Here is an 18,495-nt window from a genome sequence, read left to right on the forward strand (position 1 = left end):
GCTTCGTCGTTTCGCACACGTACGTGGGCCTGCCGCGGGACGGGATCCCGGCGCCGCCCGATGCGGTCACCCCGCGGGAGAGCAGACCCGCGGGCTGCGCATCCCGAAGGACCGCTCGGCAGAGAAAAGCCCTCACCGGAATGTGGCCGCGCCGAATTGCGCGTCGCGGGAATTCCGCACGGCACATCGGCCCGATTGGAATGGGACGGGCCACCGCGTCGCGAATTCGCGATCCCATCCTTTGTATACGGCTCCTGTTAATGCCGGCCGCTCGACATGTTTACGACAGGTTGCGAAGTGCTCACCACCGGGCGGAGCCTCAGCCGGTGCGCCGCCGCCGCCCGGTCGGCGTGGATCGCGGTCAGCGCCCGCGCCCGTTCGGCGTCGCCGCGCGCCACCGCGTCCACGACCGCCCCGTGCTCCGCCCAGGACTCCACGGGCCGGGCCGGCGCCTCCACCACGTACATCCACGCGATCTTGTGCCGCATCTGCGTGAGCAGCGCGATCAGCCCCGGGCTGCCCGAGGCCTGGGCGAGCGTCTCGTGGAACCAGCCGCCCAGGGACCGCAGATCCTCGCCCTGGCCCCGCCTGGCCCGCTCCTGCCCCAGCCTGACCAGCCCCCGCAGCACCTTGAGGTGCGCGTCGGTGCGCCGCCGGGCGGCTCTCGCGGCGGCCAGCGGCTCCAGGAGCATCCGCAGCTCCAGCAGGTCCGCGGCCTCCTGCTCGGTCGGCTCGGCCACGCACGCCCCCGCGTGGCGCCGCGTGGTCACGAACCCCTCGGACTCCAGGGTCCGCAGGGCCTCGCGCACCGGGACGCGCGAGACCCCGTACCGGCGGGCCAGCACCTCCTCGGTCAGCCTGCCGCCCGGCTCGAACACCCCGGAGACGATGTCGTCGCGGATTGCTGTGCATACCGCGTGCGCAGGAATACGCAAGACCGGACCTCCGCCTATTTCCGACTGCCAGCGTCATTGCACGCACATGCGCGTGCTGCGACTCTATTGCAACACACGATAATTTCCGAGAGCGGCCAGAAATACGAAACATTTGCACGAAGACGCAACACACGAAGACCCCGGCTCGGGGAGCCGGGGTCTTCGGTGAAGCGGTGCGAGGCGCGAGCCGCGAGGTCAGAGGCTGACGCCGTGCGAGCGCAGGTACGCCATCGGGTCGATGTCCGAGCCGTACTGCGAGCCCGTGCGGGCCTCGAAGTGCAGGTGCGGGCCGCTGGAGTTGCCGGTGGAGCCCGACAGGCCGATCTGCTGGCCCGGGGTGACCTGCTGGCCGACGGAGACGCTCAGCGAGCTCAGGTGCCCGTACTGGGTATAGGTGCCGTCGTTGTGCTTGATGACGACGTTGTTGCCGTATGCGCCACCCCAGCCGGCCTCGACGACGGTACCCAGGCCCACCGCGTGGACGGAGGTGCCGGAGGCGGCGTGGAAGTCGATGCCCGTGTGGCTGCCGGAGGACCACATGCCGCCGCCAGCGTGGTACTGCGTGCTGACGTACGAGCCGTCCACCGGGGCGACGAAGGTGTTGAGGCGCTTGCGCTCCTCCTCGCGGGCGGCGCGCTCGGCGGCCTCGCGCTCGACCTTCGCCTTGACCTCGGCGATGCGCTTGGCCTCGGCGGCCCGCTGCTTCGCGTCGGCCTCGGCCTGCGCCTTGACGGCGTCCTGCTCGGCGACGCGGTGCTGGGACTCGGCCTGGTCGGTGATGTCGCCCGCGAGGTCCTCGGCGACGACCACGGCACCCAGGCCGCTGTCCTGGCCGATGTTGCTGCTGTGGTTGTCCGCGGCGAAGGCCGGGGCGGCGAGGGAGCCGACGACGCCCGTGGTGGCGATCGCGGCGATACCGGCGTAACCGGCGGTCTTCTTGCTCAGGCGGCTGGAACCACGGTGCTTACCGGAGCCAGCGGGACGACTGCCAAACGCCATGAAGGGGTTGATCCTTTCCTTCCTTCTCGCCTACCGGGTTAGCTGACGGGTTCGGAGCAGGAAGGTCTCCTACGGGCCTCCTCTTGCGAGGGGGTCCGATTCACCCCAGGGACTCATGTGGGTCCCCGGCTCCCCAGGCTCGCGCCTGACGGGGACTCGGCGATCGCTGTCCGGTGCCGCGGGTGCGGCGGGCACAACTGACGGACAGCACGGCCGACGCTAGGCGGATCATCAGTCAATCGCCAAACAGACACGGCTTTTTGTTGCGTACGCCACACCGCATACAAGCAACCTCACCACCAAACGGACAAAAGGGGTTCTGATGATCAAGTCACCAGAACCCCTTGCCGAAACCTTCAGCCGGCCCTCAACGGGCCGTCACCCGACCGTCAGTTGGGGACGACCGTGACCTCGCCGATCCCAAGAGCCCGCACGGACTCCTCGATCAGCGCCGCGTCACCCACCAGGACGGTCACCAGCCGGTCCGCGGGGAAGGCCTTGACGACCGCCGTGGTCGCCTCCACCGTGCCCGTTTCGGCGAGCTGGGCGTACAACTGCGCCTGGTAGTCGTCCGGCAGTTCCTGCTCGACCTGGTCGGCGAGGGTGCCCGCGACCGAGGCGGCCGTCTCGAACTTCAGCGGGGCCACGCCCACCAGGTTCTGCACGGCGACATCCCGTTCGGCGTCGGTCAGCCCGCCCTCGGCGAGGGTGCGCAGCACCTTCCAGAGGTCCTCCAGCGCCGGTCCGGTGTTCGGGGTGTCCACCGAGCCGCTGATGGCGAGCATCGAGGCGCCCTTGCCGTCGGCGGTGGAACGCAGCACCTGGCCGAAGGCGCGCACGCCGTACGTGTACCCCTTCTCCTCGCGCAGCACCTTGTCCAGGCGCGAGGTGAGGGTGCCGCCCAGGCAGTACGTGCCCAGCACCTGGGCCGCCCACACCCGGTCATGGCGGTCCGCCCCGATCCGGCCGATCAGCAGCTGCGTCTGGACCGCACCGGGCCGGTCCACGATGACCACGCGGCCGGTGTCGTCGGCGGTCACCGGCGGCACCGGCAGGGCCGCGGCGGTATTGCCCGTCCAGGTGCCCAGGGTGTCCGCGAGCACCGCGTCCAGGTCGATGCCGGTCAGATCGCCGACGACCACCGCGGTGGCGGTGGCGGGGCGTACGTGGGCCTCGTAGAAGGCGCGTACGGCGGCCGAGTCGATCCGGGCGACCGTCTCCTCGGTGCCCTGGCGCGGCCGGGACATCCGCAGCGTGGCCGGGAAGAGCTCCTGGGAGAGCTGCTTGGCGGCGCGGCGCTGCGGGTTGGCCAGCTCGTGCGGGATCTCGTCGAGCCGGTTGCGCACCAGCCGGTCGACCTCGGCGTCGGCGAAGGCCGGAGCGCGCAGCGCCTCGGCGAGCAGGCCCAGCGCCTTGGGCAGCCGGGAGGCCGGGACCTCCAGCGAGAGCCGCAGACCCGGGTGGTCGGCGTGCGCGTCCAGGGTCGCTCCGCAGCGCTCCAGCTCGGCCGCGAACTCCTCGGCGGAGTGCTTGTCGGTGCCCTCGGAGAACGCCCGCGCCATGATGGTCGCCACGCCGTCCAGGCCCTCGGGCTCGGCGTCCAGCGGAGCGGCGAGGTTGACCTCGACCGCGACGACCTGCTGGCCCGGCCGGTGGCAGCGCAGCAGGGTCAGCCCGTTGGACAGCCGGCTGCGGTCGGGGGCCGGGAAGGCCCACGGCTGCGGCTCGCCGGCCTGCGGCTGCGGATGGAAGGTCATCGTGACGGCTGCCGTGTCGCTCACTGCTCCGCCCCCTCGTTCTCGTCGGAGTCGTCGGACTCGTCGTGCTGGTCGGACTCGTCGGCCGCGAGCGGCTCGTAGACGAGCACCGCGCGGTTGTCCGGACGCAGGCGGGCGGCGGCCACGGCCTGCACCTCCTCGGCGGTGACGTCGAGGACGCGCTGGACGGCGGTCAGGGCCAGCTGAGGGTCGCCGAACAGCACCGCGAAGCGGCACAGTTCGTCGGCGCGGCCGGCCACCGTGCTCAGCCGGTCCAGCCACTCGCGCTCCAGCTGCGCCTGGGCGCGCTCCATCTCCTCGGCCGTCGGACCCTCGGCGGCGAACCGCGCGAGCTCCTCGTCCACGGCCGCCTCGATGGCGGGGATCTCGACCCCGCTGGAGGTCTTGACGTCCAGCCAGCCCAGGGAGGGCGCCCCGGCCAGGCGCAGCATGCCGAAGCCGGCCGCGACGGCAGTCTGGTCGCGGCGTACCAGCCGGTTGTGCAGCAGCGAGGACTCGCCGCCGCCCAGGATGGTCAGCGCCACGTCGGCGGCGTCGCACTCGCGAGTGCCGTCGTGCGGCAGCCGGTAGGCGGCCATCAGCGCACGCGCCGGGACCTCCTCGACGATCTCCTCACGCAGCTGCTCCCCGATGGTGTCGGGCAGCGAGCCGTCACGGGGCGGCTGCTTGCCGTCGTGCGCGGGGATGGTGCCGAAGTACTTCTCGACCCAGGCGAGCGTCCGCTCGGGGTCGATGTCCCCGACGACCGACAGCACCGCGTTGTTGGGCGCGTAGTACGTGCGGAAGAAGGTACGCGCGTCCTCCAGGGAGGCGGCGTCCAGGTCGGCCATGGAGCCGATCGGAGTGTGGTGGTACGGGTGACCCTCGGGGTAGGCCAGGGCGGTGAGCCGCTCGAAGGCTGTGCCGTACGGGACGTTGTCGTACCGCTGGCGGCGCTCGTTCTTGACGACGTCGCGCTGGTTCTCCATGGACTCGTCGTCCAGGGCGGCCAGCAGGGACCCCATCCGGTCCGCTTCCAGCCAGAGCGCGAGCTCCAGCTGGTGCGTCGGCATCGTCTCGAAGTAGTTGGTGCGCTCGAAGCTGGTTGTGCCGTTGAGGGAACCGCCGGCCCCCTGGACCAGTTCGAAGTGCCCGTTCCCGGGTACGCTCGCCGACCCCTGGAACATCAGGTGCTCGAAGAGGTGAGCCAGGCCGGTGCGCCCCTTGACCTCGTGGCGCGAGCCGACGTCGTACCAGAGACAGACCGCGGCGACCGGGGTCAGGTGGTCCTCGGAGAGCACCACGCGCAAGCCGTTGGCCAGCCGGTGCTCGGTCGCTGTCAGGCCGCCGGAGCCGGCCTGGGCTGTGGCCGTGTGACCCATGGGCATGTGGTCCCTTCGATCGCGATGCAGAGATTTCTTATCGACCTGCCACTGTATGCAAGCGCGCCGACCGCCGGATAAGTTCCCGGGTCACTCCCCCGCACTCCGTCCGGGGGACCCCCGGGGTCGGAGTCGGCGTTGTCGGTGCGTCGGGCCACAATGGTCCGCGTCGTACCCTCGCCGGACACCACAAGACCGCCGGACCCAGACAGACCCTGTCAGACCCGACCAGACACCCCACCCGACAGCCAGCACACCCCATTTTTGGTTAAGGAGCCGCGCAGCGATGGCCCGCCGCAGCACGAAGACCCCGCCGCCGGAGGATTTCGAGGAGAAGATCCTCGACATCGACGTCGTCGACGAAATGCAGGGCTCCTTCCTCGAGTACGCGTACTCGGTGATCTACTCCCGGGCCCTGCCCGACGCCCGGGACGGCATGAAGCCGGTCCACCGGCGCATCGTCTACCAGATGAACGAGATGGGCCTGCGCCCCGACCGCGGCTATGTGAAGTGCGCCCGTGTCGTCGGCGAGGTCATGGGCAAGCTCCACCCGCACGGTGACGCGTCGATCTACGACGCCCTCGTGCGCATGGCCCAGCCCTTCTCCATGCGGCTGCCGCTGGTCGACGGCCACGGCAACTTCGGCTCGCTCGGCAACGACGACCCGCCGGCCGCGATGCGTTACACCGAGTGCAAGATGGCCGACGCCACGTCGCTGATGACGGAGTCGATCGACGAGGACACCGTCGACTTCACCGCCAACTACGACGGCCAGGAGCGGGAGCCGGTCGCCCTGCCCGCCGCATATCCGAACCTGCTGGTCAACGGCGCGTCGGGAATCGCCGTCGGCATGGCCACCAACATGCCCCCGCACAATCTCGGCGAGGTCATCGCGGCCGCCCGCCACCTGATCCGGTACCCGCAGGCGGACCTGGAGGCGCTGATGCGCTTCGTACCGGGCCCCGACCTGCCCACGGGCGGCCGGATCGTCGGCCTCTCCGGCATCAAGGACGCCTACGAGAACGGCCGCGGCACCTTCAAGATCCGCGCGACGGTGGCCGTGGAGGACGTGACAGCGCGCCGCAAGGGCCTGGTCGTCACCGAACTGCCCTTCACGGTCGGCCCCGAGAAGGTGATCGCGAAGATCAAGGACCTGGTCGGCTCGAAGAAGCTCCAGGGCATCGCGGACGTCAAGGACCTCACCGACCGTTCGCACGGCCTGCGCCTGGTCATCGAGATCAAGAACGGCTTCCACCCGGAGGCCGTGCTGGAGCAGCTCTACAAGCTGACGCCGATGGAGGAGTCCTTCGGCATCAACAATGTGGCGCTGGTGGACGGCCAGCCCCTGACGCTGGGCCTCAAGGAGCTGCTGGAGGTCTATCTCGACCACCGCTTCGAGGTCGTCCGGCGGCGCAGCGAGTTCCGCCGCACCAAGCGCCGCGACCGGCTGCACCTGGTCGAGGGCCTCCTGGTGGCGCTCCTCGACATCGACGAGGTCATCCGGCTCATCCGGGACAGCGACAACTCGGCGCAGGCCAAGTCCCGGCTGATCGAGCGGTTCTCGCTGAGCGAGATCCAGACGCAGTACATCCTGGACACCCCGCTGCGCCGGCTCACCCGCTTCGACCGGATCGAGCTGGAGTCCGAGCGCGACCGGCTGACGGGCGAGATCGACGAGCTGACCGGGATCCTGGAGTCGGACAGCGAGCTGCGCAAGCTGGTCTCCGCGGAACTGGCGGCCGTCGCGAAGAAGTTCGGCACCGAGCGCCGTACGGTGCTGCTGGAGTCCGCGGGCACCGCGGTGGCGGCCGTTCCGCTGGAGGTCGCGGACGACCCGTGCCGGGTGCTGCTGTCCTCGACGGGCCTGCTGGCGCGTACGGCGAACGGTGACGCGCTGCCGGAGGAGGAGGGCGGCGCCCGTGCCAAGCACGACCTGATCGTCTCGCAGGTCGCGGCGACGGCCCGGGCCGATGTCGGCGCGGTCACCTCGTACGGGCGGCTGCTGCGGTTGTCGGTGATCGACCTGCCGCAGCTGCCGGACACGCACGCCGCGCCGAACCTGGCGGGCGGCGCCCCGGTCTCGGAGTTCCTCTCCGGGCTGGAGGCGGACGAGAAGGTGATCTGCCTGACCTCGCTGGACGAGTCCTCGCAGGGCCTCGCGCTGGGCACCGAGCAGGGCGTGGTCAAGCGCGTCGTGCCGGACTACCCGGCGAACAAGGACGAGCTGGAGGTCATCACCCTCAAGGAGGGCGACCGGATCGTCGGCGCGGTCGAGCTGCGCACGGGTGAGGAGGACCTGGTCTTCATCACGGACGACGCCCAGCTGCTGCGCTACCCGGCGGCCCAGGTCCGCCCGCAGGGCCGCCCGGCGGGCGGTATGGCGGGCATCAAGCTCGCCGACAACGCCAAGGTGATCCACTTCTCGGCCGTGGACCCGGCGCGGGACGCTGTGGTCTTCACGGTGGCGGGCTCGCACGGCACCCTGGACGACTCGGTGACCTCCGGGAAGCTGACCCCGTTCGACCAGTACCCGCGCAAGGGCCGCGCCACAGGTGGCGTGCGCTGCCAGCGGTTCCTCAAGGGCGAGGACGTGCTGGTCCTGGCCTGGGCGGGCGGTTCCCCCGTCCGCGCGGCGGCGGCGAACGGTACGCCGGCCGAACTGCCGCCCGTGGACCCGCGCCGGGACGGCTCGGGGACGGCACTGCCGGCGGCGGTCGCGGCGCTGGCGGGGGCCGCGCTGTAGGGCGCGGGAGGGCATTCGGGTGGTGCGACCGGGGGGACGTACCACCCGAATGCCGACTAGTGTTTTCCCCGTGGACGCGGTGGGGGGAGAACGCAGCTGATGAGCCGTCGAGCGGGCAGCGGACTGATCGGGAGCTGGGCGGAGGCACAGCGCCGGCAGCAACAGACGCAGCTGATCCAGCAACGGGATGCCGAGCGCCGGCAGCGGGCCCACGAGCGGGACGCGAACCGGAGCCACCGGCAGTTCCGCGAGGCCGAGGCCCTACGGCGTACCGCGCAGTTCGACGCCGAGGTCGAAGCCCTCAAGGGCCTGTTGGCCGCGGGCTGCCGGGCACCTGCGTTCCGGATATGCGCCCTGGGCCGGCCCGACGGGCTGCAGCCGTTCGATCCGGGGGCCCTGGCGCACCCGGTACCGATGCCCCGCATCGAGGACTTCCAGCAGCAGAGCAGCGGCTGGACGCTCGGTTCTGACCACCGGGCGCAGGCGGAGCGGGAGGCGCACGCCCGCTACACCCAGGCCTGGCAGGCCGCGAACGCCGCGGAGGCGCAGCGCAGGCAGCAACTGGCCGCGTACCGCCGACAGTACGACCGGTGGGCGGCGGAGCAGATGGCGGGGGCGCGGGCGCACAACGGCGGGCTCACGGAGCTGGCCGACGCACTGCGCGCGGGAGACGCCGAGGCGGCGGTGGAGTACTTCTCGGCGGCCCTGTACGCCTCGACGGCCTGGCCCGAGGGGCTGCCGAGGCAGGTGACGGCCGCGTACGACCCGGCCGCGCGCCAGCTGGTACTGGACTGGGAGCTGCCCGGGTACGCGGTGGTGCCGGAGGCCCGGGCGGTGCAGTACCTGCCGAGCACGGACCAGGACAAGGTGAAGCCCCGTCCGGTCACGGAACGACGGGCCCTGTACCGGGACCTGCTGGCTCAGTGCGTGCTGCTGGTGGTCCGCGAGCTGTACGCGGCGGACGAGTTCGGCGTACTCGACTCGGTCGTGGTCAACGGCTTCGTGGACTGCCACGATCCGGTGACCGGCCAGGAGGCGCGGTTCGTGCTCGCCACGGTACCGGCGGCGCGCAGCGCCTTCGCCGGACTGCGGCTGGAGCAGGTCAGCGCGGTGGACTGTCTGGTGTCCGGGCTGGGCGGGTTGCTGTCGGCGCGGCCCGACCAGCTGACGGCGGTGCGCTCCGGGCGCCGGCCCGACGAGGTCGGCGGGGATGTCGTCAGCCACGGCGGGCACGCGGGCGACGCGGACGAGGACGAGCCGGATCTCTTCGTGATGGACCCGATCGCCTTCGAGAACCTGGTCGCCGAGCTGTTCCGGGCGATGGGCATGGAGGCGGTGACCACCCAGCGGTCGAACGACGGCGGGGTGGACGTGGAGGCGGTGGACCCGGCACCGATCCGGGGCGGGCGGATCGTGGTGCAGGTCAAGCGCTACCGGAACACGGTGCCGCCGACGGCCGTGCGTGATCTGTACGGCACGGTCCAGGACAAGGGGGCGAACAAGGGGGTGCTGGTCACCACCGCGTCCTTCGGGCCCGGGTCGTACACCTTTGCCAACGGCAAGCCGCTGGAGTTGGTTCCCGGGGCGGCCCTGGTCGAGCTGCTCCATCAGTACGGACTGCGCGGCCGGCTCGGCGGCGCCGCCACGGCCCCCGCCCGGCGGGCGGCGGAACCGACTCCCCCGGCCGACCACAACGTGCTCGGCATGTCCTGGTCGGGTTCGGTCGCCCTCGATGTGTGCGCCCTCGTCTGCACGGGCAACCGGGTGCTGAGCGAGGAGCACTTCGTCTTCTTCAACAACCCGCGCACTCCGGACGGTTCGGTACGAACCCGCGAGCACGCGGCTCCCGACAAGGCGGCGCTGGAGGTCTCCTTCGACGCCCTGCCGTCGCAGGCCGACCGGCTGGTCCTCGTGGCCGCGATCGACCCGGACGTCGATCCCCACGCCGACCTCGCCGGATTCACCGACGCCCACATCCGGCTGCTGTCCGCCGGCGGCGAGGAACTGGGCCGGCTGGACGTCTCCGATGGACGCGCCGGCGAGACCGCCCTGGTCCTCGGCTCGTTCCGGCACCGCTCCAACGGCGACTGGGACTTCGTGATCGGCGGCAAGGGCTACTGCGGCGGCCTGGAGGATCTGCTGGGCGAGTTCGGCGTCGAGGTCGCTTAGGTCGCGGGGTCGCCTGGGGCGCCTGGGTCGTCTGGGTCGCCTCCTTCGGATCTTGCCCCGCAAGATCCGGGGTCCTGCCGATCGGGCCGGGCCCGCGGTTCCCTCACTCCTCGTCCGCACCGGTGCACGTCCCGGACGAGGGCTCGGTCCCGGATCCGGGCTCGGGCCTCGCCACGTACCGCAGTACGCACCACATGCTCTCCGGACGCGCCTCGTGGGGGGCCGGTTCGCGGCAGGCCTCCAGCTCGCGCAGCAGACCGGACCCGTCGGTACCGGAGCCGATCAGGACCAGCTGGCTCACGCGCGCTTCGCCCCGCCCCCAGGGCCTCGGGGCGAAGCGGAGGAAGCGGCCGACGGCGTGGACCTCGTAGCGTTCGTCGTGCCCCGGTACCCCGAAGTGGACGAAGCCCTTGATCCGGTAGAGCCCGGCCGGCCGGCGATCGAGGAAGTCGATGAACCGGCGCGGGGACAGGGCCTGCTCGGTGGTGAACTCCGTGCTCCCGTAAGCGGCGTGCGCGTGGCCGCAGCCGTCGTGACCGTGGTCGTAGCCGTCGGCCTCCGCGAGCAGGTCCTCGAAGGAGAGCTGTCCCCGGGTCTCGGTCCAGGGCCTGCGGTCGAAGAGCAGTTCCGGGTCGATCCGCCCGTGGTCGGCGCCCACGACCGGGGTGCCCGGAGCGCAGAGTACGGCGAGCTCCCGCTCGATCCGAGCCCGTTCGGCCGCGTCCACGCGGTCGGTCTTGTTGAGCACCACCAGGTCCGCGACGGCGAGGTGGCGGTCGGTCTCCGGGTGTCGGGTGCGGGTGGCGTCGAATTCGGCGGCGTCCACGACCTCCACCATCCCGCCGTAGCGGACGGCGGGATTCTCGCTGGCCATGAGCATCCGGATCATCTCCTGGGGCTCGGCCAGCCCGCTCGCCTCGATGACGATCACGTCGATCCGGTGGACGGGGGCGGAGAGCTTCTCCAGGTACGCGTCGAGTTCGCTGCCGTCGACGGCGCAGCACAGGCAGCCACCGCCGAGGGAGACCATCGAGTCCCCGACCTGGCCGGCCACCGACATCGCGTCGACCTCGATCGATCCGAAGTCGTTGACGACCACCCCGATGCGGGTGCCCCCGCGACCGGCGAGGAGGTGGTTCAGCACGGTGGTCTTGCCGGACCCGAGGAAACCGGCGAGGACGACGACGGGGATGGGCTGCCTGCTGTTCACCCGGCCGATCGTAGCCAGGCTCCGTCAGCGCAGGGGCGGCACGGGGTGAGGAGGGGTGGGGCCGGTGTACCGGGCGGCCGGACGGATGATCTTCGAATCGGTGGCCTGTTCGAGGATGTTCGCGCTCCAGCCGACCACGCGGGCCGCGCAGAAGGTGGGCGTGAACATCTCGCGCGGGAGTCCGCAGAGCTCCATGACCACCCCCGCGTAGAACTCCACGTTCGTGTGCAGTTCCCGGCCCGGCTTCAGGTCGGCGAGGATCTCCTCGACCTGGCGCTCGACCTCGACGGCGAAGTCCACGAGGGGACCACCGAACTGGAGGGCGATCTCGCGCAGCATGCGGGAACGGGGGTCCTCGGTGCGGTAGACGGGGTGGCCGAAGCCCATGATCCGGTCGCCCGACAGGACCCGCTCACGGATCCACGGCCCGATCCGGTCCACGGTCCCGATGGCGTCGAGGGTGTCCAGGGCCCGGCTGGGGGCGCCGCCGTGCAGGGGGCCGGAGAGCGCGCCTATCGCCCCGGTCAGGCAGGCCGCGACATCGGCGCCGGTGGAGGCGATCACCCGGGCGGTGAAGGTCGAGGCGTTGAAGCCGTGGTCGACGGTGGATATCAGGTACCGCTCGACCGCGCGGGCCCGGACCGGGTCGGGTTCCCGGCCGGTGAGCATGTAGAGGTAGTTGGCGGCGTACGGGAGGTCCTCGCGCGGCTCCACCGGCTCCAGGCCCTGCCCCAGCCGGTGCAGGGCGGTGAGCAGGGTCGGTACGGCGGCGCAGGCGCCCAGCGCGTCGGCGGCCCGGCGGCCGGGGTCGAGGTCGTAGACCGGGCGGAAGCCGGCGCAGGCCCCCAGGAGCGAGAGCGCGGTGCGCAGCCCGGCGAGGGGGCCCGAGAGCCGGGTGGCCCGGGCCAGGGAGGGCAGAGCGTCCCGCACCTGCGCGGGCAGTCGGCGCAGGGGGGCGATCTCGGCCAAGAAGGCGGCGCGCCCGGCGGCATCGGCCGGGAGTGTGCCGCGGAACATCAGGTGCCACACGTCCTCGAAGGTGCGGGTGGCGGCGAGCTCGACTGCCGCGTACTGGCGGTAGTGGTAGAAGCCTTCCCGGCCGCGGACGTCGCCCAGCCCGGTCTCGGTGACCACGACTCCCGCGAGGCCGCGGGGTACTTCCATGGAGGTATTCATGGATCGACCATCCATGATGGATTCAATCGCTGTCAATATTGACTGAATCAATATTTCTGTCCATCTGTAGGGTGTGCGTCATGACCGACCAGACGGACAGCGGACGCAGGCTCAGCACACAGGAGGCGGCCCGCGCCCTCGGGGTGAAACCGGCGACGGTGTACGCGTACGTCAGCCGGGGCCAGCTCACGAGCCGCCGCGATCCCGCGGGGCGGGGCAGCAGCTTCGACGCCGCCGAGGTCGAGGCGCTGGCCCGGCGGAGCCGACGCGAGGCGGCGGCCCCCAGCGGGGAACTCTCCGTCCGTACGGCGCTCACCCTCATCGAGCCCGACCGGTACTACTTCCGTGGCGTGGACGCCGTGGAGCTGGCCTCCCGGTACCGCTACGAGGAGGTCGCCGAGTGGCTGTGGACGGGCACCCGCACGCCCGGGGCCCGCTTCACCGCTCCCCCGCAGGCCTTGGAGGCGGCCCGGCGGGCGGTGGCCGCGCTGCCGGAACACGGGGGGCCCATCGACCGGTTGCGGGTGGCGGTCGCCGCCGCCGCGGTGGCGGATCCGCTGCGCTTCGACCTGTCGGAGGAAGCGGTGCTCGGCTCGGCGCGCGCACTGATCCCCACGCTGGTCGGCGCGCTGCCCGCGGCGGGTCCGGTCCGGTGGTCCGGGGACGGCCGGATCGCCCGGCAGTTGTGGTCGCGGCTGACGGCGCGGGAACCGGACCCGGACGCGCTGGCCGTGCTGGACCTCGCGCTGGCCCTGTTGGTCGACCACGACCTGGCCGCCTCGACCCTGGCCGTACGCGTGGCCGCCTCCGCGCGGGCCCATCCGTACGCGGCGGTGTCCGCCGGGCTCGGCGCTCTGGAGGGCCCGCTGCACGGCGCGGCCGGACGGCTCGCGCACCGGATGCTGGTGGAGGTGCTGGAACAGGGCGGGGCCGCGCCGGTGGTGGCGGAGTACCTGCGGGCGGGACGCCGGGTCCCCGGGCTCGGCCACCGGCTGTACCGGAGGGAGGACCCGCGCGCGCGAGCGCTCTTCGCCCGGCTCGAAGGGCTGGAGCAGGCCGGTCCGGCGCTGGTCGCGGCGCGCGAGGTGGCCGCGGTGATGGCCCGGCAGGGCGGGCTGCACGCCAATGTGGACTTGGCGCTGGCGGTACTGACGGTGTCGTGCGGGATGCCGGCGGAGGCCGGGGAGACGGTGTTCGCGGTGGCCCGTACGGCGGGCTGGATGGCACACGCGCTGGAGGAGTATCAGGAGCGACCGCTGCGGATGCGGCCGAGCGGGCAGTACCACGGGCCCCGCCCGCCCCAGCCGATGCCGTAACGGGTCCGGCCCGCCCGGGCTCCGGCCTCGGACGTCGGAGAGCCTCGGACGTCAGCGGGCCTCGGACGTCAGCGCGCCCGGAACGTCAGCGCGCCTGGGACCGTCAGGCGGCCTCGGACGTCAGCGGGCCCGAAGCGTCAGGCGGCCCCGGACGGGCTGTGCCAGCGCTCGGCGATGGCTGTCGCGCACGCGAAGTGGAACGCGGCCTCGTCCTCGCGGCCCAGCACGTGGGGTACCCGACAAGCAGGGCGTAAGCATTCCGCTTGCGCCGGAGCCGACCTACCGTTGCTGCCCATGCGGTTCCCCCACTTGAGCGCTCGGCGCCTCGGGCTGCCCAGACGGGCCGTCTCCCAGATCCTGCTGACCCAGCTGGCCATCGCTGCCGGGGTCGCCGTACTGGCGACCGGACTGTTCCTGGCGCCGCTGAGCGCACAGCTCGACGACCAGGCCATGCGGCGCGCCCTGGCCATCGCGCAGAGTGCCGCGGCCGACCCCGCGCTGGCCGCCGGGGTCCTGGCCACCGGGGCCTCGGCCGACAGCCCCGTGCAATCCTCGGCCGAGCGGATCCGCCGGGCCACCGGAGCCAAGTACGTGGTCGTGCTCGACCTGTACGGCATCCGCCGCTCGCACCCGAGCGCCGACCGGATCGGGCTGCCCGTCTCCACCGACCCGAGCGACGCCCTGGCGGGACGCGAGGTCATGGAGATCGACGAGGGCACCCTGGGCCGCTCCGCCCGCGGCAAGGTCCCGCTCCTCGCGGCCGACGGCGAGATCGTCGGCGCCGTCTCGGTCGGCATCGCCTACGACAGCGTCCGCGACCGGCTGCTCGGCGCGATACCCGGTCTGCTCGCCTATGCGGGCGGTGCTCTGGCGGCCGGCGCCCTCGCCGCCTACCTGCTCACCCGCCGGATCCAGCGGCAGACCCGCGATCTGGCCTTCTCCGACATCGCCGGCCTGCTCGCCGAGCGCGAGGCCATGCTGCACTCCATCCGCGAGGGCGTGATCGCCCTGGCCCCGGACGGCAGGGTCCGGCTGGTCAACGACGAGGCCGCCCGCCTGCTGGGCCTCGCCCCGGACGCCACCGACCGCTGCGCGGGACGCCCGCTGGAGGACCTACTGGGTGCGGGCCGCACCGCGGACGTCCTGTCGGGCCGCGTCGGCGGCCGGGACCTGCTCACCGTCCAGGGCCCCCGGGTGCTCGTGGCCAACCGCATGCCCACCGAGGACGGCGGCGCCGTCGCCACCCTGCGCGACCGCACCGAGCTGGAGCACCTGGGCCGTGAGCTCGACTCCACCCGGGGCCTGATCGACGCCCTGCGCGCCCAGGACCACGAGCACGCCAACCGCCTCCACGCCCTCCTCGGCCTGCTGGAGCTGGGCCTGCACGAGGAGGCGGTGGAGTTCGTGACCGAGGTCGCCGGCGTGCACCGTACGACGGCCGAACAGGTCACCGAGAGGGTCCACGACCCTCTGCTGGCCGCCCTTCTGGTGGGCAAGGCGACCGTCGCCGCCGAGCGCGGTGTGCCCCTGCGTCTGGCGGGCACCAGCCTCCTCCCCGACCGTCTGGTGGACCCGGGCGGCCTCGTCACGATCCTCGGCAACCTCGTGGACAACGCCCTGGACGCGGCCGCCGGTTCGGCGGCGCCCCTGGTCGAGGTGGAGCTGCGCGCGGAGGGCCGTACCGCCGTACTGCGGGTGCGCGACAGCGGCCCCGGGGTGCCCGCCGCGCGCCGCGAGGAGATCTTCACGGAGGGCTGGTCGACCAAGCAGCCCAAGGCCCACCGCGAGCGCGGTCTCGGCCTCGCCCTGGTACGCCGCCTTGCCGAGCGCCACGGCGGCAGCGTCCGGGCCGGTGAAGCAGCGGACGGAGGGGCGGAATTCTCCGTCGTACTCCCGGAGGCCCTACGGTGAAGGAGACCCCGATTCACGTATTGGTCGTCGACGACGACGTGCGTGTTGCCCTGATCAACGCGGCGTACGTGGCGAAGGTTCCCGGCTTCCTCGTGAAGGCGCAGGCCCATTCGGCCGCCGAGGCCCTGGAGTTCCTCACCTCGCATCCGGTGGACCTCGTCCTCCTGGACCACTACCTCCCCGACGAGAACGGCCTGGACCTGGTCCGGCGCCTGCGCCAGCTCGGCCACCGCACCGATGTGATCATGGTCACCGCCGCCCGGGATCTCGCCACCGTACAGGCCGCCATGCGCCTCGGCGCCCTGCAGTACCTGGTCAAACCCTTCACCTTCGCCGGACTGCGCAGCCGTCTGGAGGCGTACGGGGCCCTGCGCCGCACCCTGGACACGGGCGGCGAGGCCGAACAGGCCGAGGTGGATCGGATCTTCGGCGCCCTCGCCGCCGCGGGATCCCCGAACGAGCTCCCGAAGGGCCACTCCGCCACCACCGCGGAGCTCGTCCGCCAGGTCCTGCGGTCCGCCGAAGGCCCGTTGTCCACCCAGCAGATCGCCGACCGCGCGGGCATCAGCCGGCAGACCGCCCAGCGCTACGTCAAACTCCTCGAACGCACCGCCCGGGTCAGTCTCGCCCTGCGCTACGGCGAGACCGGCCGCCCGGAGCACCGCTACACCTGGCTCCCGTCGGAGGGACCGGCCTGACGGGAACCGGAGATCCGGTCGCTCAGACCGCTCCGGCTCCGGTCAGGGAGCGGACCTCCGTCTCCGCGTGCTTCGCCTCGTCCGCTTCCTCGCCCGAAGTGACGGTGCCCAGCCAGCCCGCCAGGAAGCCCAGGGGGATCGAGACGATCCCCGGGTTCTGGAGCGGGAAGTACTGGAAGTCCACTCCGGGGAAGAGGGATTCGGCGCTGCCCGACACCACCGGCGAGACCAGCACCAGCAGGACCGACGGAATCAGGCCGCCGTACACCGACCAGACGGCTCCGCGCGTGGTGAAGCCGCGCCAGAAGAGCGAGTACAGCAGCACCGGCAGGTTGGCCGAGGCCGCCACCGCGAAGGCCAGCCCCACCAGGAACGCCACGTTGAGGTCTTGGGCGAGCAGTCCGAGGGCGATCGCGACCGCCCCGATGCCGACGGCCGCGACCCTGGCCACCGCGACCTCGCTGCGCTGCCGGGCATGCCGGCGCTTGAGGGAGGCGTACAGGTCGTGCGCCACGGATGCCGAGGAGGCCAAGGTGATGCCGGCCACCACGGCCAGAATGGTGGCGAAGGCGATGGCTGCCACGAAGGCGAACAGCACCGCGCCCCCGGTGGTACCGGCGCCCCCGCCGAGGAAGGCCGCCAGCAGCGGAACGGCGGTGTTCCCGGAGGCGTTGGAGGCCCTTACCTCGTCCGGTCCCACCAGCGCGGCCGCCCCGAAGCCGAGCACGATGGTCATCAGGTAGAAGCCGCCGATCAGCGCGATCGCCCACACCACCGAGCGGCGGGCCGACCGCGCGGTGGGCACGGTGTAGAACCGCGACAGGATGTGCGGCAGCCCGGCCGTCCCGAGGACCAGCGCGAGACCGAGGCTCATGAAGTCGATGCGGGCGGTCCAGTCCCCGCCGTACTTGAGACCGGGACTCAGGAATGCCCGGCCGTGCCCGCTGCGGTCGGCGGCGCTGGTGAGCAACTGGTCGAAGTTCCCGTGGAAGCGCAGCAGCACGAGCACGGTCAGGGTGATCGCGCCGCCCATCAGCAGCACGGCCTTCACGATTTGGATCCAGGTGGTGGCCCGCATCCCGCCGAAGGACACGTAGACCACCATCAGCGCGCCCACGCCCACCACGGTGAGGGTCCGGGCCGCGGCGCCCGAGTTCCCCAGCAGCAGGCCGACCAGGCTGCCCGCGCCGACCATTTGCGCGATGAGGTAGAGGACGGAGACGACGACCGAGGAGGTCCCGGCCGCGATCCGCACCGGACGTTCGCTCATCCGGGCGGCGACCACGTCGGCGAGGGTGAAGCGCCCGCAGTTGCGGACCAGTTCGGCGACGAGAAACAGGACCACGAGCCAGGCCACGAGGAAGCCCACCGAATACAGCAGGCCGTCGTAGCCGAAGAGGGCGATCAGACCGGAGATGCCGAGGAAGGAGGCGGCGGACATGTAGTCGCCCGCGATGGCGAAACCGTTCTCCATGGGGGAGAACAGCCGCCCGCCGGCATAGAACTCCTCGGCCGATCCGTGCCGGTTGCGGCTGACCCAGGTGGTGATGCCGAGAGTCACCGCGATGAAGACGCTGAACAGGATCAGCGCGAGGGTCTGGTGCTCGGTGGTCACCGGCCGGCCCTCCTCGCCCGGGTCCGATCCTGGCCGCGTTCCTGCTCGAAGACGGTCCAGCGCAGATCGAGCGCCGCCCGGTCCCGGCGCAGCCGCGCGTGCCGGGCGTACGCCCACGTCAGCAGGAAGGTGCTCAGGAACTGTCCGAGCCCCGCCAGCATGGCCACGTTGACCGCGCCCACCACGGGCCGGGCCATGAGGCCGGGCGCGGCGGTGGCGGCGACCACGTAGGCGACGTACCAGAGGAAGAACCCGGCGGTGGCGGGGACGACGAACCTGCGGTAGCGGGTGCGCACCTCTTGGAAGGCGGCACTGCGCTGCACTTCGAGGTAGATGTCGGATGCGCCGGGCGCGGGGCGTCCGCCGTCGGGGACCGGGGTCGGCCGGGACGTTTCCTCACCCTCGCCCCACCCGACGGCCAGCGCGTCGTACCAGGGGTCGTCCAGCCGGACCGTTCCGGTATCACGACCTTCGTGCTTGTCCACCGAACTCTCCTTGTCCGCTGCCGCATTGGCCGCGTGCCCACAAGGATGTGCGGAAAAGGCGCTTTCCGGACTGGTGTACCGGCGCTCTTCACTCCAACA

Annotated in this window: 13 protein-coding genes and 1 riboswitch; of the genes, 5 read left to right on the forward strand and 8 right to left on the reverse strand. The window is 72.0% G+C overall.

The window, feature by feature from the left end:
* Positions 1-257: 257 nt before the first annotated feature.
* The 4 genes from ACWGIU_RS06630 to ACWGIU_RS06645 all read right to left on the reverse strand — a co-directional run bounded on the left by ACWGIU_RS06630 (position 258) and on the right by ACWGIU_RS06645 (position 5,073).
* Positions 258-935, reverse strand: a complete 678-nt coding sequence (locus tag ACWGIU_RS06630; protein WP_453703059.1) for a GntR family transcriptional regulator — start codon at positions 933-935, stop codon at positions 258-260.
* Between the two features lie 195 nt (positions 936-1,130).
* Positions 1,131-1,934 (reverse strand): M23 family metallopeptidase, encoded by an 804-nt coding sequence (locus tag ACWGIU_RS06635; RefSeq protein ID WP_453703061.1) that lies wholly within the window; start codon positions 1,932-1,934, stop codon positions 1,131-1,133.
* Between the two features lie 13 nt (positions 1,935-1,947).
* A riboswitch (cyclic di-AMP (ydaO/yuaA leader) is annotated at positions 1,948-2,106 on the reverse strand.
* Positions 2,107-2,323: 217 nt separating this feature from the next.
* Positions 2,324-3,691 (reverse strand): M16 family metallopeptidase, encoded by a 1,368-nt coding sequence (locus ACWGIU_RS06640; RefSeq protein WP_453703079.1) that lies wholly within the window; start codon positions 3,689-3,691, stop codon positions 2,324-2,326.
* A 20-nt stretch (positions 3,692-3,711) separates the two neighbouring features.
* Entirely contained in the window at positions 3,712-5,073 is a 1,362-nt protein-coding gene (locus ACWGIU_RS06645; protein ID WP_453703062.1) for a M16 family metallopeptidase, read from the reverse strand.
* Between the two features lie 286 nt (positions 5,074-5,359).
* Between ACWGIU_RS06645 and ACWGIU_RS06650 the strand changes: the two genes are divergently transcribed.
* Positions 5,360-7,816, forward strand: coding sequence for a DNA gyrase/topoisomerase IV subunit A (locus ACWGIU_RS06650; RefSeq protein WP_453703063.1), 2,457 nt, complete (start codon positions 5,360-5,362; stop codon positions 7,814-7,816).
* 99 nt (positions 7,817-7,915) lie between these two features.
* Complete coding sequence (locus ACWGIU_RS06655; RefSeq protein WP_453703065.1) at positions 7,916-9,985, forward strand: restriction endonuclease; 2,070 nt, start codon at positions 7,916-7,918, stop codon at positions 9,983-9,985.
* A gap of 103 nt (positions 9,986-10,088) precedes the next feature.
* On the opposite strand, the gene ACWGIU_RS06660 is transcribed toward ACWGIU_RS06655, so the two are convergent.
* Both ACWGIU_RS06660 and ACWGIU_RS06665 read right to left on the reverse strand, forming a co-directional pair.
* Positions 10,089-11,195, reverse strand: a complete 1,107-nt coding sequence (locus tag ACWGIU_RS06660) for a CobW family GTP-binding protein (protein WP_453703067.1) — start codon at positions 11,193-11,195, stop codon at positions 10,089-10,091.
* Between the two features lie 24 nt (positions 11,196-11,219).
* Positions 11,220-12,371, reverse strand: a complete 1,152-nt coding sequence (locus tag ACWGIU_RS06665) for a citrate synthase (protein ID WP_453703069.1) — start codon at positions 12,369-12,371, stop codon at positions 11,220-11,222.
* Positions 12,372-12,451: 80 nt separating this feature from the next.
* Between ACWGIU_RS06665 and ACWGIU_RS06670 the strand changes: the two genes are divergently transcribed.
* The 3 genes from ACWGIU_RS06670 (at position 12,452) to ACWGIU_RS06680 (ending at position 16,296) form a co-directional block, all read left to right on the forward strand.
* The gene (locus ACWGIU_RS06670; RefSeq protein WP_453703071.1) at positions 12,452-13,687 is read left to right on the forward strand and encodes a citrate/2-methylcitrate synthase; all 1,236 of its coding nucleotides are present in this window, start codon (positions 12,452-12,454) and stop codon (positions 13,685-13,687) included.
* A 294-nt stretch (positions 13,688-13,981) separates the two neighbouring features.
* The gene (locus tag ACWGIU_RS06675) at positions 13,982-15,598 is read left to right on the forward strand and encodes an ATP-binding protein (RefSeq protein ID WP_453703072.1); all 1,617 of its coding nucleotides are present in this window, start codon (positions 13,982-13,984) and stop codon (positions 15,596-15,598) included.
* The gene (locus ACWGIU_RS06680) at positions 15,595-16,296 is read left to right on the forward strand and encodes a response regulator (RefSeq protein WP_453703074.1); all 702 of its coding nucleotides are present in this window, start codon (positions 15,595-15,597) and stop codon (positions 16,294-16,296) included. Before ACWGIU_RS06675 ends, ACWGIU_RS06680 begins: the two co-directional genes overlap by 4 nt.
* A gap of 22 nt (positions 16,297-16,318) precedes the next feature.
* Here the strand turns inward: ACWGIU_RS06680 and ACWGIU_RS06685 are convergent, their stop codons facing one another.
* Both ACWGIU_RS06685 and ACWGIU_RS06690 read right to left on the reverse strand, forming a co-directional pair.
* Positions 16,319-17,911 (reverse strand): solute symporter family protein, encoded by a 1,593-nt coding sequence (locus tag ACWGIU_RS06685; RefSeq protein ID WP_453703076.1) that lies wholly within the window; start codon positions 17,909-17,911, stop codon positions 16,319-16,321.
* Complete coding sequence (locus ACWGIU_RS06690; RefSeq protein WP_453703077.1) at positions 17,908-18,396, reverse strand: DUF485 domain-containing protein; 489 nt, start codon at positions 18,394-18,396, stop codon at positions 17,908-17,910. The genes ACWGIU_RS06685 and ACWGIU_RS06690 overlap by 4 nt, the downstream gene beginning before the upstream one ends.
* Between the last annotated feature and the right edge of the window lie 99 nt (positions 18,397-18,495).

The organism is Streptomyces sp. NPDC054840 (assembly GCF_053611065.1).